Here is a 13653-nt window from a genome sequence, read left to right as displayed (position 1 = left end):
AAGCTCAAGAGCGGCCAGAAGCGCAAATCGATCATCGTCGCATGTTGGAAACAAGCCGAGCTGTGGTGATGTCATGACTTACGTAAGTCTCAATAGAGCTGCTCGTCGAATCAGGGATTCAAACTCGGACCTGCGAATCACGATCCTGTTGTCCGCACAGAGGTTGCACAGAGCAGGTCAATTCCGGCCGTAACGGTAGCGCGCAACGTCGCGCGTTTATCGCCGGCCCGCGAACGCAATGCGAGCGAATGCAGGATCGCCGATGCGAGCCTCGCCAGCATCGCCGGGTCGGCGTCCGCACTGATTTCTCCATCCAGCTGCGCGCGGCGAAAGCGCGCTTCGAACGAACGATCGAACTCGCGCAGCCCTTCGGCGAGACGCGTGCGCACTTCGTCGTCGGTGACCGATTCGACAGCGGCTGTGCCGATCAGAAAGCATCCCTTCGATTCGCTCTCCGGCGGGTAGTACAGCGACAGCGCGAGATCGAACACGTGCTGCAACGCCTGCGGCAAGGGTCGATCGCCCGCGAGCGCGCGGTCCATGCCTTGACGGTTCACTTCGATGTAGCGATCGAGTGTGGACAGATACAGCGAACGCTTGTCGCCGAATGCGCCATACAGGCTCGGGCGGTTCATGCCAGTCGCGGCGCTCAGTTCGTCCAGCGACGTTGCGCTGTAGCCGTGCACCCAGAACGTGTCGCGCGCCTGATCGAGCGCTTCGTCTGCGTCGTAGGCGCGCGGGCGGCCGCGCGGCCGTTTCGGTTCTTCGGTAGTCACTGCTACCGGTCTGCGCGATTTTTGTACCATATCGGATAAAAAAATTGACGCTCTGGATTTGTGTGCAATATAGTACAAAAACACGCACACCTGAAGGAGACCCCGCATGGAACTGTACTTCTCGCCGCTCGCCTGTTCGCTCGCCACGCGTATCGCGCTGTATGAAGCGAACGCCGAGGCCACCTTCATTCAGGTGGATACGAAGCGCAAACGCGTGGAGGACGGCAGCGATTTTCTCGCGGTGAATCCGCTTGGCCAGGTGCCCGTGCTGCGCACCGATCATGGTGAACTGCTTATGGAGAATACGGCCGTGCTGCCGTACGTCGCGGACAGTTTTCCTGCCGCGAAGCTCGCGCCCGTCGGCGGCTTCGAACGCGCGCGGCTGCAGCAATGGCTTGGCTTCGTCAGCACCGAACTGCACAAGGCGATCTTCGTGCCGCTGCTCGACCCGCAGGCGTCGGACGACGTGAAGCACTACGCGCGCGACGAAGTGGAGCTGCGTCTTGCATTGCTGCACGCGCGCTTCGCGGAGCACGACTATCTGCTCGATGCATTTAGCGTGGCCGATGCGTACCTCACGGTGGTGCTGAACTGGGCGCGTTACGTGGGCATCGATCTGGCGCGCTGGCCTGCTGTCGCCGCGTACTACGAGCGCATCACCGCGCGCCCCGCGGTGGCTCGCGCGCTGCGTGAGGAGCTGGCGCTGTATCGCGCGGAGCAGGCGCAGCAACGGCAGTCGTGAGCGATGCAGTCTCGCGGGCGGAGCACGCAGCGAACTACGGACCGGCTGCGTTGCTGACCGCCGGTTTCGCTTGCTAGACTGCGGGCGCGTACCCGCGCATTCCGCGCGGCGCGCAACTGCTCCGGGAGACATCATGTCGGCCTACATGCTCCTCATCGTCGAAGATCCTGCCCAGCGTCCGGACCGCACGCCCGAACAGGGCCGCGCCGCGTATGCAGCCATGGCCGAATTTGCCCAGAGGCTGAAGGAGCGCGGCGTGCTGCGCGGCGTCGAATCGCTGGCGTCGTTGTCGAAGGGCGCGCGCGTACAGGTGCGCGACGGTGCGAAGCGCGTCGTCGACGGGCCGTTCGCCGAAGTGAAGGAGATGGTCGGCGGCTTTTTCCTGGTGGACGTGGACACGCAGCAGGAAGCGATCGATATCGCCGCGCAATGTCCGGCCGCGAACTGGGCTACCGTCGAGGTGCGCCGCGTCGCGCCCTGCTACGAGTAGTTCGCTTGATACCGCTCCAGGGTTTTCCCCTGGAAAGCGTCGCAATCTGTCGATCTCTCTACGGCTGGAACGTCGTGGAGACGAACGGGGCTCATCGGTGAAGCTCCGGTCCCAACCGCTACTGGAGAGATGCGATGCGATTCATGATCATGGTGCGTTCGAACGCCATTTCCGAATCGGGCGCGATGCCCGAAGAAAAGCTCATGGCCGCGATGACGGTCTATCACGAGGAACTGGCGAAGGCCGGCGTGCTGCTCGACGCAACGGGCCTGCATCCGAGCTCGAAGGGCTGGCGCGTGCATTACCGGAACGGCAAGGGCAGCGTGATCGACGGACCGTTCGCCGAGACTAAGGAGCTGATTGCCGGCTACACGCTGATCCAGGTGCGTTCGCGCGAAGAAGCGATCGAATGGACGCGCCGTTTTCCGGCGCCATTCGGCGAAGAGATGGAGTGTGAGATCGAAGTGCGTCAGCTGATGGAGCTGGACGAACTCGGGCCGAGCGAAGCCGTCGAGCGTTTCCGCAAGCTCGAAACGGGCCACACGCAAGGCCGCGCGTAGCGCGATGCCGGCGATGCGTCGTGACCCGATCTAGACCGCGAGGCGATTCGTCATGAGTCGGTCAGCGACGCATCAGGCCATCGAGGCGGTATGGCGGATCGAATCCGCGCGCGTGATCGCCTGCGTTGCGCGCATGACGCGCGACGTGGGCGTGGCCGAAGAACTCGCGCAGGATGCGCTCGTCGCCGCACTCGAAACCTGGCCTCACGCCGGCGTGCCCGACAATCCGGGAGCGTGGTTGATGACCACCGCGAAGAACCGCGCGCTCGACCGGCTGCGGCAGAACGCGCTGCACGCGCGCAAGCACGAAGAACTCGGCGCGGACCTCGATGCGCTGGAAGCGCACGTCGTGCCCGATTTCGTCGATGCGCTCGATGCCGCCCGTGCCGACGACATCGGCGACGATCTGCTGCGGCTCGTGTTCACCGCGTGCCATCCGGTGTTGTCGCGCGATGCGCGGGTCGCGCTCACGCTGCGCCTGCTCGGCGGTCTCACCACCGACGAAATTGCGCGCGCGTTCCTCGTACCGGAGCCGACCATCGCGCAGCGCATCGTGCGCGCGAAGCGCACGCTCACTGCCGCGCAGGTGCCGTTCGAAGTGCCGCAGGCGGACGCGCGTGCCGCGCGGCTCGCATCGGTGCTCGAAATGATCTATCTGGTGTTCAACGAAGGCTATTCCGCGACCGCCGGCGACGACTGGATGCGCCCCGCGCTATGCGAGGAAGCACTGCGTTTAGGCCGCATTCTCGCGAACCTGATGCCCGACGACGGTGAAGTGCACGGCCTCGTCGCGCTGATGGAGATACAGGCGTCGCGGATGCACGCGCGCATCGATGCGCAAGGCCGGCCGATCCTGCTCACCGATCAGGACCGGAGCCGCTGGGATCGTCTGCTGATTCGCCGCGGCCTTGCGGCGCTGGAGCGCGCACTGGCGCTCGGCGGCGGCGATAACGGACCGTATGTGTTGCAGGCCGCGCTGGCCGCATGTCATGCGCGTGCCGCCACAGCGGACGATACTGACTGGCAGCAGATCGTCGCGCTCTACGATGCGCTGGCGGACATCATGCCGTCGCCCGTCGTCGAGCTGAATCGCGCGGTCGCGGTGGGGATGGCGTTCGGTCCGGAAGCCGCGCTCGCGATCGTCGATGAATTGACGAACGGCGGCGCGCTCGCGAACTATCACTGGCTGCCGAGCGTGCGCGGCGATCTGTTGATGAAGCTCGGCCGTCATCGTGAAGCGCGCGCGGAATTCGAGCAGGCGGCCGCGTTGACGCGCAATGCGCGCGAGCAGGCGCTGTTGCTGGAGCGCGTGCAGGAAGCGGAGCGGGCGGCGAATCCGTCGTGACGTCGTGAATCGCCGCGCTAGCTGGCCGCTTGCCGACTCGCGCCGGTCAAGCGGCGAGCTTCGGCTGAAGCTCGTCGAGCGTGACGTGGCCTTTGAAGTTGGCGCTCGTCACCTGTTCGCCGGCTTCGATCGCGAGCGCGAACTGCACCGCCGGATCTTCGCGCAGCCGGTATTGATAGCGGTTCAGATGCGGAAATTCGCGCGCCACTTCGAACAGCATGTGATGCTCGATCCAGCGCCCGACGCCCGCGAAATACGCGTCGACGAGCGTGCGCTCCTCGCCGTCGAGCAGCCACGCGCGCTCTGCGAGCAGGCCATCGAGCCACGCGCAGTGACGCCGCACGTTGTCGCGGCCAAGCGTGCGCAGCTGTGCGCGCAGCAGCGTGCGCGTGCGCTCGTCGGGTTCGCGCAGACGGTTCGCGGTCCACAGCGGCTCGAATGCGCCGACGAAACCGGTATGCAGGAACGCAAGCATTTCGTTGAAACGGTCGTGTTCCGGCGCGCCTTGCCGGAAGCCGAGCCGCTTCGCGACGCCGCGCGCTGCGAGGTTCGACAGAATCGCGAAGCTTTCGGTCAGCACGCTGCCGTTGAGCAGCAGCGCCGGCGTTTTGCAGTGAGCGTTGAGTGTAGAGCCAGGATCGTTGCGGTCTTCGGGCGTGGGTTGCAGTCTATCGATACGGCACAGCCTGTACGGCAGACCGAGCCACTCCAGCGCGACGATCGAACCAAGCGAGCATCCCTGCGGGACGCCGTAAAACAGGACGGGTTCCATGACGGGTTCCTTGTGCGAACGTGCGGACTCGATCACGTACCACAACCGGCCCACGGAACCCAAGATAAACGCGAAAGAGGACACATTCCGCCCTAATGGAGCAGCATACTGGTCGAATGTCCCGACCGACCACCCGCGTGCTTGCCGTACTCGAACTGCTGCAGACGCATGGGCAGTTGAGCGGTAGCGAGCTTGCGCGGCGGCTCGATGTCGATGCGCGCACGTTGCGCCGCTACATCACCGCGCTCGAGGAACTCGGCATCCCAATCACGGCCGAGCGCGGACGCTATGGCGGCTACGCGCTGATTGCCGGCTATCGCCTGCCGCCGATGATGTTCAGCCAGCCGGAAGCGATGGCGGTCTCGATCGGACTCGTGGCGGCGCGGCGCATGGGGCTCGGCGATGCATCGGCAGCAGTGGCGAGCGCGCAGGCGAAGCTCGAACGCGTGATGCCCGCGCAACTCAAGCGCCAGGTGCGCGCGCTTAGCGAGAACGCGACGCTGCATGCTCCAAACGCCGCATCGCAAGGCAACCCCGAGTTGCTGATGATGCTCGCGTCGGCCACCCAGGCGCAACAGCGCGTGCGCTTCAACTATCACGACCTGCACGGCGACGCGACCCGCCGCGACGCGGACCCGTACGGCCTCGTGTACCGGAACGGCCGTTGGTACATGAGCGGCATGTGTCGTCTGCGCGACGCGCTGCGCACGTTCCGGCTCGATCGCATGGACAACATCGAAACGCTCGATACCACCTTCGAGCGGCCGGAAGGTTTTTCGGCGGACGGCTATCTGTCGCACAGCATCGCAACGTTGCGGCGCCGCTATACGGTGGAAGTGCGGCTGCACACCAGTTTGCAGCAGGCCATGCTCGAACTGCGCGAAGACATGGGGCTGCTTGCGCCGCTCGAAGACGGTCTGCGGCTGTCCGCGCATACCGATAGCCTGGAGTGGTTCGCGCGCGAGCTGGCGCGTCTGTCGTTCGGCTTCGAGATTCTGGAGCCGCTCGAATTGCGCGATGCCGTGCGCGAGTTCGCGACGCATCTGCTCAAACAGGTCGATCGATGATGCACGCGCTAAGGCACACGTTTAAGCACACGTTTAAGCACGCCTGTTCGATAAAGCTCTGACGAAAAGGGCACACCGCTTGCGAAGAGTGCGGACATAGCCCGCGCGCCGCCTCTAGCGGCACGCGACACAACGAACCGCAACCAGGGAGGTGCGCCATGCCTTATCTCATCGGATGGCTGCTCGGTGTTCCGCTCATCGTGCTGGTGATTCTGTATCTGATTTTCCACTAGCCGTTGCGTCACGCATCACGAACCCACCCGCTCATCGCGCGGCACTTGTACCACCGCTTTCGCCTGTGCGGACCTGCGCCGCGCGTTGAGCTTCTTTAGCCAGATCATCAGGCCCGTGACGCTGAGCGTCGCGACCATCACGCCCATGAAGCTGACGACGATGCGTCCCGGCAAACCGAACATGCGCCCGGAGTGCAGCGGGAATTGCGCCTGCAGGAAGATATCGCCGGCTGAGCCGCGGCCCGGAATGCCCGTGGAAATCAGCGCGCCTGTCGACGCGTTCCAGTAAGTCCACGCATTGCCGAGCGGCCCATCGCCATAGTCGCCGCCGGGACGGAAAAATCCCACGCCATACACATGCTGCTCAGGTTCGTAGAAGATCGCGCCCGGCGGCCGGCCGATGTGCCGCTCCCGGCCCACTTGCGTCGCGAGTTCGACGATGTGCTCGCGGCTCAGCGTAGCCGCGTTCGCGTCGACGCGTGGCTGCAGATCCACGTCCGTGAACGGCGTTTTCGAGAGCGTCGTGAACAGCGACAGCACGGGGCGCATCACCTGCGTCGGCAGGTTCAGCGAAATCGACGTGACCGCGATTACGATCAACAGGCCCCAGATCCATACGCCACCCGAGCGGTGCAGATCGAACGTCAGCGCATAGCCGCCGCGCTTCACGCGGAACGCAAACGACTTGCGCCACGCCCTCAGGCTCGGAAACGCGAGGCCGAGCGCGATCATGCTATCGAACAGCCACACGATCGACACGACGCCCAGCACCCACATGCCCGTTTCAAAGCCATTGCCGACCGCAGGCAGGTACAGCGTGTAGTGGAACAGGTAGAGGAACGGCATCAGGTTCAGCCGCGACAACGACGCCTTGCCCCAGTCGCGGCGACCTTGAATGTCGCCGGTAGCGGGATCGACGGCGACCTGGTTGTAGTCGACCTTATAAGGCGCGCGCGTGGCCGGATCGATGCGAGGCTCGACGCGAATCTGCAACGTATCGCCGGGCTGGATGCCGAGCGGCAGATACGTGACGCGAATGCGCGGGTCCGCCGCTTCCACGCGATTCGCCAGTTCGAGCGCGGACAGCGAGGGCGGCGGCGTATGCACGCGCGCGTGGAAGAAGCCGGGGTTCAGCGTGGCATCGAGTTCCTGATTCCACGCGATGATCGCGCCGGTGAGTCCGGACATGAACAGGAACAGCGCAATGCCGATGCCGAACCAGCGGTGCAGCTTGACGAAGAGCGGCCTCATATCGACATGGATGCGGACAGTCAAAAGCGGCCGGCTATATGTGAGTGCTTACTTACCGCTATCGCAAGACGCAGCGCCGACTGGGATGATGTGAACGATCAGATAATGACACTGATTCGCATTTGCAGATGGCGATTATACGGAAGTTTTCGATCGGCTTGCAAAGGCTGGGCTGAACGCGCGTCCGCGGTCAGCCGGGCGAGTGTCACCCCTCGATCGGCAGCCACAACTCGACGCCGCCCATCCCCGTGCGCGGATCGAAGCGTTCGCTGTAGCGCTCGAACACCGGCGCGTCGGCCGGACGATGGCCCGATTCGGGCAGCCAGCGGTTCCACACCGTATTCCACGTGCGGCGGATTTCGGAGATGTGCCGGTCGTGCGCGAACACCGCATAGCGATGCGACGGAATCCGCACACGCGCAAGTTCCGCCGGCAGCGCGGAGAAGTCGGACACTTCGACGCCGCAGACGTAGTCGAAATTGCCCGAGTCGTCCGAGTTGCAGCACACGCCGTAGGTGACCATGCCGACTTGTCCCGGCACGTGTCCGATCTGCGGGCCGAAGCGTTGCCATTGCGCGGGAATGCCCGCGCCGCTTTCGCAGGTATAGCGGCCGCTCAGGCCCGCGACCAGCAGCGGGCGAGTCTGTTCGAAGCGCGGCGGCGCCAGGTCGTCGATAAAAGTTTCGTTCATGTCGTTCGGCTCCACGAGTTCAAGCTGGTTGAGATGACCCCGCGCGCGCAGCGCGTCGGGCGTGAGCCCGAACTGTTCGCGAAACGCGCGCGTGAATGCCTCGTGAGAGCCGTAACCCGAATCCATCGCGACGGCCAGGATATCCGGCGCGCCGGCCGCGAGCCGCCTCGCCGCTTCGGTGAGACGCCGTGCGCGCACGTAGCGCATCACGGGCCGTCCCGTCGCCGCTTCGAAGGCTCGCGAAAGATGAAAGCGCGTCACGCACGCGCTACGCGCGATCTCGTCGAGCGTCAGCTCCGCCGCGTAACGGCTTTCGATGAACCACAACGCCTTCGCCACTGGATTCATGCCGGTCCCTCATGTCAGCACGATTGCAGCTTAGCGATCACACCGTGTGCACATTTGATCGCGATTGCGCATCGTCGGACTGCGTGGCCGCGTGCAGTCCGACGCGCAGCAGCAGCGCGCCGAGCAGCGCCGATACCGCAGCGAAAATCGCACCGACGAGGAACGCCGCGTGGTAGCCGCCGGTGAGCGCGTCGAGCGGGGACGCGTGCGTGACCAGCAGGCTATGGGTGCGCGCGTCCGCGAGACTTGCGAGCACCGCGAGGCCCACCGCACCGCCCATCATGAACGACGTGTTGACGACGCCCGATGCGAGCCCCGAGTCCGACGGCTCGACGTCGCTCATCGCGGCGAGCAGCACCGGATTGAACGCGATGCCCGCGCCGAAGCCGAGCAGCAGCATGCCGGGCAGCACGTGCAGCAGGAAGCTGCCGTCGCTGGGCGCCTGCGAGAACAGCGTGAGCCCGAGCGCCGCGGCGAGCAGACCGACCGCGAGCGGCGCGCGAATGCCGAAGCGCATCACGATTTTCGCAGACACGCCGAGCGACAGCACCGCCATGATCACGTTCGCGGGCAGGAACGCGAGGCCGACCTGCATCGGCCGGTAGCCGAGTACGCGCTGCAGATACAGCGCGGAGATGAAGAACCACGCGAACATCGCCGCGGCCCACAGCACGCCGACTATGTTCGCGACCGCGACGTTGCGCAGGCGGAACAGCGCGAGCGGCATCAACGGATGCCCGACGCGCGCTTCGATCGCGATGAACACGGCGAACAGCAGCGCCGCTGCGCCGAGCAGGCCGAGCGTCTGCGCGGACAGCCAGCCGGCGTGGTTACCATCGACGATTGCGTAGACGGCCAGCATCAGCGACACGGTGACGATCGTCGCGCCCGCGATGTCGAGCCGCTCGCCGTGCGCGGTGCCGCGGCCGGCGGGCAACAGCGCGACGCACATCGCATACACGGCGACGCCGATCGGCAGATTGACGAGAAAGATCCAGTGCCAGCTCAACAGGTTCGTCAGCAGGCCACCGAGCAGCACGCCGATGCTGCCACCGCCCGCGCAGACGAAGCCGTACACGCCCATTGCCTTCGCGCGTTCGGCGGGCTCGGTGAAGAGGTTCACGATCAGCGACAGCGACACGGCGGACACGACCGCGCCGCCCAGTCCCTGCACCGCGCGAGCGCATACCAGCAGCATCTGCGAGTTCGCGAGGCCGCACGCGAGCGATGCCGTCGTGAACAGCACGATGCCTGCCAGAAACAGCTTGCGGTGACCGTACAGGTCGCCGAGCCGACCGCCCAGCAGCAGGAAGCCGCCGAAGGTCAGCATGTACGCGTTCACGACCCACACGAGCGCGGTTTCCGAGAAGCCGAGATCCGCGGCGATGGACGGCAGCGCGACGTTGACGATCGTTGAATCGAGCACGATCATCAGCACGCCCAGGCAGAGCACGATCAACGCAAGCCAGCGCTTTTTGCCTTCGATGTTGTGAGTCACGGCACGATCTCCAGAATTCGCCTGCATAACGCGACAACCCGCGACAACTGTTAAGCCGCGATGCAGAGGCATGGCGGCGGCGTAATTGTCACATCGCTGAAGTGTGCAGCGTAGCACCGCGCGCGGCGGCGCGGCGCGCGATAACACGGTGGAACGCGCGGAAATGGCCGGCGGTTTCTACGCGCGGCCGTGTCGATCAGTGCAGCAGTTCGTACGGACCGCCGCGTTCCAGCGCGCGCTGATACGCGGGCCGCGCATGAATGCGCTCGTTAAATGCGGCGATGTGCGGATACTGTTTGCCCGCGCCGCCGCGCGCGCTTGCGGCTTCGAGCGGGAAGCTCATCTGGATGTCCGCGGCGCTGAATGCATCGCCGACGAACCAGCCGGTGGCACGCAGCGTTTCGTCGATATAGGTTAGATGCAGTGCGAGCTGTGGATCGATGAAGCTCGACTGCAACGTACCTGCGATCTTGCGCGCGATCGGCTTCGCGAAGAACGGCATGCGCGCATTGGCGATGCGCGACGCGACGAGCTTCAGCAGCAGCGGCGGCATCGCGGAGCCTTCCGCATAGTGCAGCCAGTACGTGTAGCGCAGTCGCTCCGGCGTGCCGGCAGGTGGCGCGAACTGCCCGTTGCCGTAGCGCTCCACCAGGTACTCGATGATCGCGCCGGATTCCGCGATCGTGTTGCTGCCATCGGTGATCACCGGCGATTTGCCGAGCGGATGCACCGCGCTCAGTTCCGGCGGCGCGAGCATCGTTTGCGGGTCGCGCTGGTAGCGCACGATCTCGTACGGCACGCCGAGTTCTTCGAGCAGCCACAGCACGCGCTGCGAGCGCGAGTTGTTCAGGTGATGGACGGTCAGCATGGGGCGCATGATGGGTGGTCGATGAACCGCCCATCATACGGGCCTTTCATTGCCACTTGCCGCCCATCAGCGCATTAGACGGGAGGCTCTCGTCCAGCAGCTTCTTCGCGCTCTCGATGCCCGCCACCGGCAAGCCCTTCGGATCGATCAGCCCGACCTGCACGAGCACCGACGCCTGGTCCCAATAGATGTGCTCGTTGTAGAGCTTGTCGCCGCGAAAGCAGACCACTGCGAGCATCGGCACCTCGAAATAGCGGCCGGTTGGCGCGACGCCTGGCAGCAGCCAGTCGACCTCGCAGGTATGCGTGCACGAGAAGATGAACTCGTCGACGATGCGGTCCGCGCCGATCGTGCGCGAGATCGGAATCAGCTTCGTATCCGGCGGATTCGAATGCACGAAGTGATTCGTGTAGAAGCGCTTGAGATTGTCGTAGCCGACGCCGCCGGTCATCGTCGGTACGTGGTTGACGTAGGGCTCGGCGATCATCGTCGGCATCACGGCTTCCACATCGCGCGTCGCGAACTCGTAGTGGCAGTGCGCTTCCCACAAGGCGTTGAGGTCGTAGACGGGGCCGAGCGTCTTGCGCAGCAGCGCGAGCGTGCGCGAGTAGGCCATCATCGACGAAGGCTTGTCGTAGCTCGGGCGCGACGGCGAGGCAAACGCGTGATCGGCGTCGGGGTACAGGTAGTGCTCGACATGCGGCCGCGCTTTCAATGCGGCAGCGATCTGCTCGCGTGCATCCGGCGTGCAATGCGAATCGCGGCCGGCGAAGTGCAGCATGATCGGGCAGCGTATTGCAGGTGCTTCGTCCAGATAGTGTTCGATGCCCACGCCGTAGTAGCTCACCGCGACATCCACATCCGTGCGCGCGGCCGCGAGAAACGCGAGCTTGCCGCCCAGGCAGTAGCCGATCGTGCCGATTTTGCCTGCATGCTCCGGCAGTAGCTGCATCGCGGCGATGGTGGCGGCGATGTCGTCCACCGCGCGATCGGTGTCGAGGCGCTGCAGAAAGTCGTACGCGTGCTTCAGGTCGTCTTCGCCGTAGCCGAATGCAACGCCCGGCTTGATGCGCCAGAACAGGTCCGGCACCAGCACGACATAACCTTCCTCGGCGTAGCGGTCCGCCATCGACTTCATGTAGCCGTTGACGCCGAAAATTTCCTGCAGCAGTACGAGGCCGGGGCCGGAGCCCTGCGCGGGCCGCGCGAGATAGGCCTGAAACTGGCCGCCATCGTGGGCGGTGACTTCAATGGTCGAACCGGGCATCGCTGTCTCCTTGCATCGAAAGAACCGACGGCAACATGGGACAGCGCGTCACCGTCAACCCAGTGCGCGCAACGCGAACCGCTTGAGCTTGCCGGTTTCGGTGCGAGGCAATGAGTCGGTGAAGACGATGGCGCGCGGGTATTTGTACGGCGCAACGGTATTCTTCACGAAATCCTGCAATTGCGCGACCAGCTCGTTATTGGCCGCAAAACCAGGGTGCAGCACCACATACGCCTTGACGATCTGGCCGCGCGTTTCATCCGGACTGCCGATCACCCCGCATTCGGCGACGGCAGGGTGCTGCATCAGCACGTCTTCCACCTCCGGACCCGAGATGTTGTAGCCGGCGGACACGATCATGTCGTCGGCGCGCGCCTGGTAGAACACGTAGCCGTCCGCATCGACGATCACGGCATCCCCCGGCAGGTTCCAGCCGTCGCGCACGAACTTGCGCTGGCGCTCGTCCGCGAGATAGCGGCAGCCGGTCGGGCCGCGCACCGCGAGTCTGCCCACTTCGCCCGGCGGCAGCGGACGCATGTCGTCGTCGACCGCGCACACCACGTAGCCCGGCACCGCGCGGCCGATCGCATGCGGCCGCACCTCGCCGTTCGCCGCCGCAATGAAGATGTGGATCAGCTCGGTGCCGCCGATGCCGTCGATCATCTCGATGCCCGTGGTATGCCGCCACAGCTCGCGCGTGGAATCGGGCAGCGCTTCGCCGGCCGAGACCGTCTGCCTGAGGCTCGACAGATCGTGCTGCGCGGCAAGCGGCGCCATCTGCCGGTAGAAGGTCGGCGCGGTGAACATGATCGTCGCGCGGAAATGCTCGACGGTGACCAGCAACAGTTCCGGCGTGAGCTTTTCGAGCAGCACCGTCGATGCGCCGGCGCGCAGCGGAAAGCACAGCAGCCCGCCAAGTCCGAAGGTGAATGCGAGCGGCGGCGTGCCGCAGAAAATGTCGCTAGCCGTTGGCTTCAGGATGTGGCGCGGAAACAGGTCGCACATCGCGAGCACGTCGCGGTGGAAGTGCATGCAGCCCTTCGGCGCGCCGGTCGTGCCGCTCGTGAATGCGATCAGGCAAACGTCGTCGCCCGCGGTATCGCACGCGGTGAATGCGGCGGATTTGCTCGCGGCGAGCCCTTCGAGCGAATCGGCGGCGGTTTCGTCGTGAAAGCGCAGCACCTGCGTGAGTTGCGGGCAATGCCATTCGCCCTGTGGATCGCGGCACCGTTCGAGTTCGTCGGCGAGCCGCGTATCGCACAGCGCGGCGGAAATCCGCGCCTTGTCGACGATCTGCTTGAGTTCCTTCGCGCGCAGCAACGGCATCGTCGGTACCACGACGAGCCCGGCCTTCAGCGACGCGAGGAACGCGACTGCCATCTGCAACGTATTCGGCCCGCGCAGCAGCACGCGATTGCCGGGCTCAAGGCCCATGTCGTCGACGAGCACGTGCGCGCTGCGATTGACCATCGCCAGCAGTTCGCGATACGTGGTGGCGTGCGGCTTGCCGTCGACGTCGGACCAGATCGCCGGACGCTCGCCCTGACCCGCCTCGATCGCGTGATCGAGCAATTCGGTCGCGCAGTTGAAGCGCGGCGGATACGCGACGTCGGGATTGTCGAGCAGCAGCACGGGCCATTCGTCCTGCGGCGGCAGGTTGTCGCGCGCGAAGGTGTCGACGTGAGCGGACGGTTCCATCATGGTCTCCCGAAGGAAAGACGATGCACTGCGAAGAGGGGGTGTGG

General features: G+C 65.0%; 13 protein-coding genes. 5 read left to right on the top strand and 8 right to left on the bottom strand.

Annotation, left to right across the window (positions count from 1 at the left end):
- Positions 1-137 precede the first annotated feature (137 nt).
- The gene (locus DVS29_RS33140; protein WP_240655942.1) at positions 138-776 is read right to left on the bottom strand and encodes a TetR/AcrR family transcriptional regulator; all 639 of its coding nucleotides are present in this window, start codon (positions 774-776) and stop codon (positions 138-140) included.
- Between the two features lie 106 nt (positions 777-882).
- Here DVS29_RS33140 and DVS29_RS33135 point away from each other — a divergent pair, with 106 nt between their 5' ends.
- From DVS29_RS33135 to DVS29_RS33120, 4 genes are all read left to right on the top strand, one after another.
- Positions 883-1518 carry a glutathione binding-like protein gene (locus DVS29_RS33135; RefSeq protein WP_118184897.1) on the top strand — a complete coding sequence of 212 codons (636 nt, stop codon included), beginning with the start codon at positions 883-885 and terminating at the stop codon, positions 1516-1518.
- 133 nt (positions 1519-1651) lie between these two features.
- Positions 1652-2008, top strand: a complete 357-nt coding sequence (locus tag DVS29_RS33130; protein ID WP_240655941.1) for a YciI family protein — start codon at positions 1652-1654, stop codon at positions 2006-2008.
- A gap of 134 nt (positions 2009-2142) precedes the next feature.
- Positions 2143-2568: a YciI family protein gene (locus DVS29_RS33125; RefSeq protein WP_118184895.1), complete on the top strand. Its 426-nt coding sequence runs from the start codon at positions 2143-2145 to the stop codon at positions 2566-2568.
- A gap of 52 nt (positions 2569-2620) precedes the next feature.
- Complete coding sequence (locus tag DVS29_RS33120; RefSeq protein ID WP_118184893.1) at positions 2621-3913, top strand: RNA polymerase sigma factor; 1293 nt, start codon at positions 2621-2623, stop codon at positions 3911-3913.
- Positions 3914-3959: 46 nt separating this feature from the next.
- On the opposite strand, the gene DVS29_RS33115 is transcribed toward DVS29_RS33120, so the two are convergent.
- Positions 3960-4685 carry a glutathione S-transferase family protein gene (locus DVS29_RS33115; protein WP_118184891.1) on the bottom strand — a complete coding sequence of 242 codons (726 nt, stop codon included), beginning with the start codon at positions 4683-4685 and terminating at the stop codon, positions 3960-3962.
- A gap of 116 nt (positions 4686-4801) precedes the next feature.
- Here DVS29_RS33115 and DVS29_RS33110 point away from each other — a divergent pair, with 116 nt between their 5' ends.
- The gene (locus tag DVS29_RS33110) at positions 4802-5752 is read left to right on the top strand and encodes a helix-turn-helix transcriptional regulator (RefSeq protein ID WP_118184889.1); all 951 of its coding nucleotides are present in this window, start codon (positions 4802-4804) and stop codon (positions 5750-5752) included.
- Positions 5753-6000: 248 nt separating this feature from the next.
- Here the strand turns inward: DVS29_RS33110 and DVS29_RS33105 are convergent, their stop codons facing one another.
- The 6 genes from DVS29_RS33105 to DVS29_RS33080 all read right to left on the bottom strand — a co-directional run bounded on the left by DVS29_RS33105 (position 6001) and on the right by DVS29_RS33080 (position 13606).
- Positions 6001-7236: a PepSY-associated TM helix domain-containing protein gene (locus tag DVS29_RS33105; protein ID WP_118184887.1), complete on the bottom strand. Its 1236-nt coding sequence runs from the start codon at positions 7234-7236 to the stop codon at positions 6001-6003.
- Positions 7237-7441: 205 nt separating this feature from the next.
- A complete protein-coding gene (locus DVS29_RS33100; protein WP_118184885.1) occupies positions 7442-8275 on the bottom strand; it encodes an AraC family transcriptional regulator in 834 nt (277 codons plus the stop codon).
- Positions 8276-8312: 37 nt separating this feature from the next.
- Entirely contained in the window at positions 8313-9773 is a 1461-nt protein-coding gene (locus DVS29_RS33095) for a DHA2 family efflux MFS transporter permease subunit (protein WP_118184883.1), read from the bottom strand.
- A 196-nt stretch (positions 9774-9969) separates the two neighbouring features.
- Entirely contained in the window at positions 9970-10641 is a 672-nt protein-coding gene (locus tag DVS29_RS33090; RefSeq protein ID WP_118184881.1) for a glutathione S-transferase, read from the bottom strand.
- A gap of 46 nt (positions 10642-10687) precedes the next feature.
- Positions 10688-11908 (bottom strand): dienelactone hydrolase family protein, encoded by a 1221-nt coding sequence (locus tag DVS29_RS33085; protein WP_118184879.1) that lies wholly within the window; start codon positions 11906-11908, stop codon positions 10688-10690.
- A 54-nt stretch (positions 11909-11962) separates the two neighbouring features.
- Positions 11963-13606, bottom strand: coding sequence for an AMP-binding protein (locus DVS29_RS33080; RefSeq protein WP_118184877.1), 1644 nt, complete (start codon positions 13604-13606; stop codon positions 11963-11965).
- Positions 13607-13653: the final 47 nt, after the last annotated feature.

The organism is Paraburkholderia phosphatilytica (genome assembly GCF_003443895.1).
In the GTDB taxonomy this organism is placed as follows: Bacteria; Pseudomonadota; Gammaproteobacteria; order Burkholderiales; family Burkholderiaceae; genus Paraburkholderia; species Paraburkholderia phosphatilytica.
Note: the sequence above shows the minus strand (reverse complement) of the source record. Positions and strands in the feature narration are given on the sequence as shown.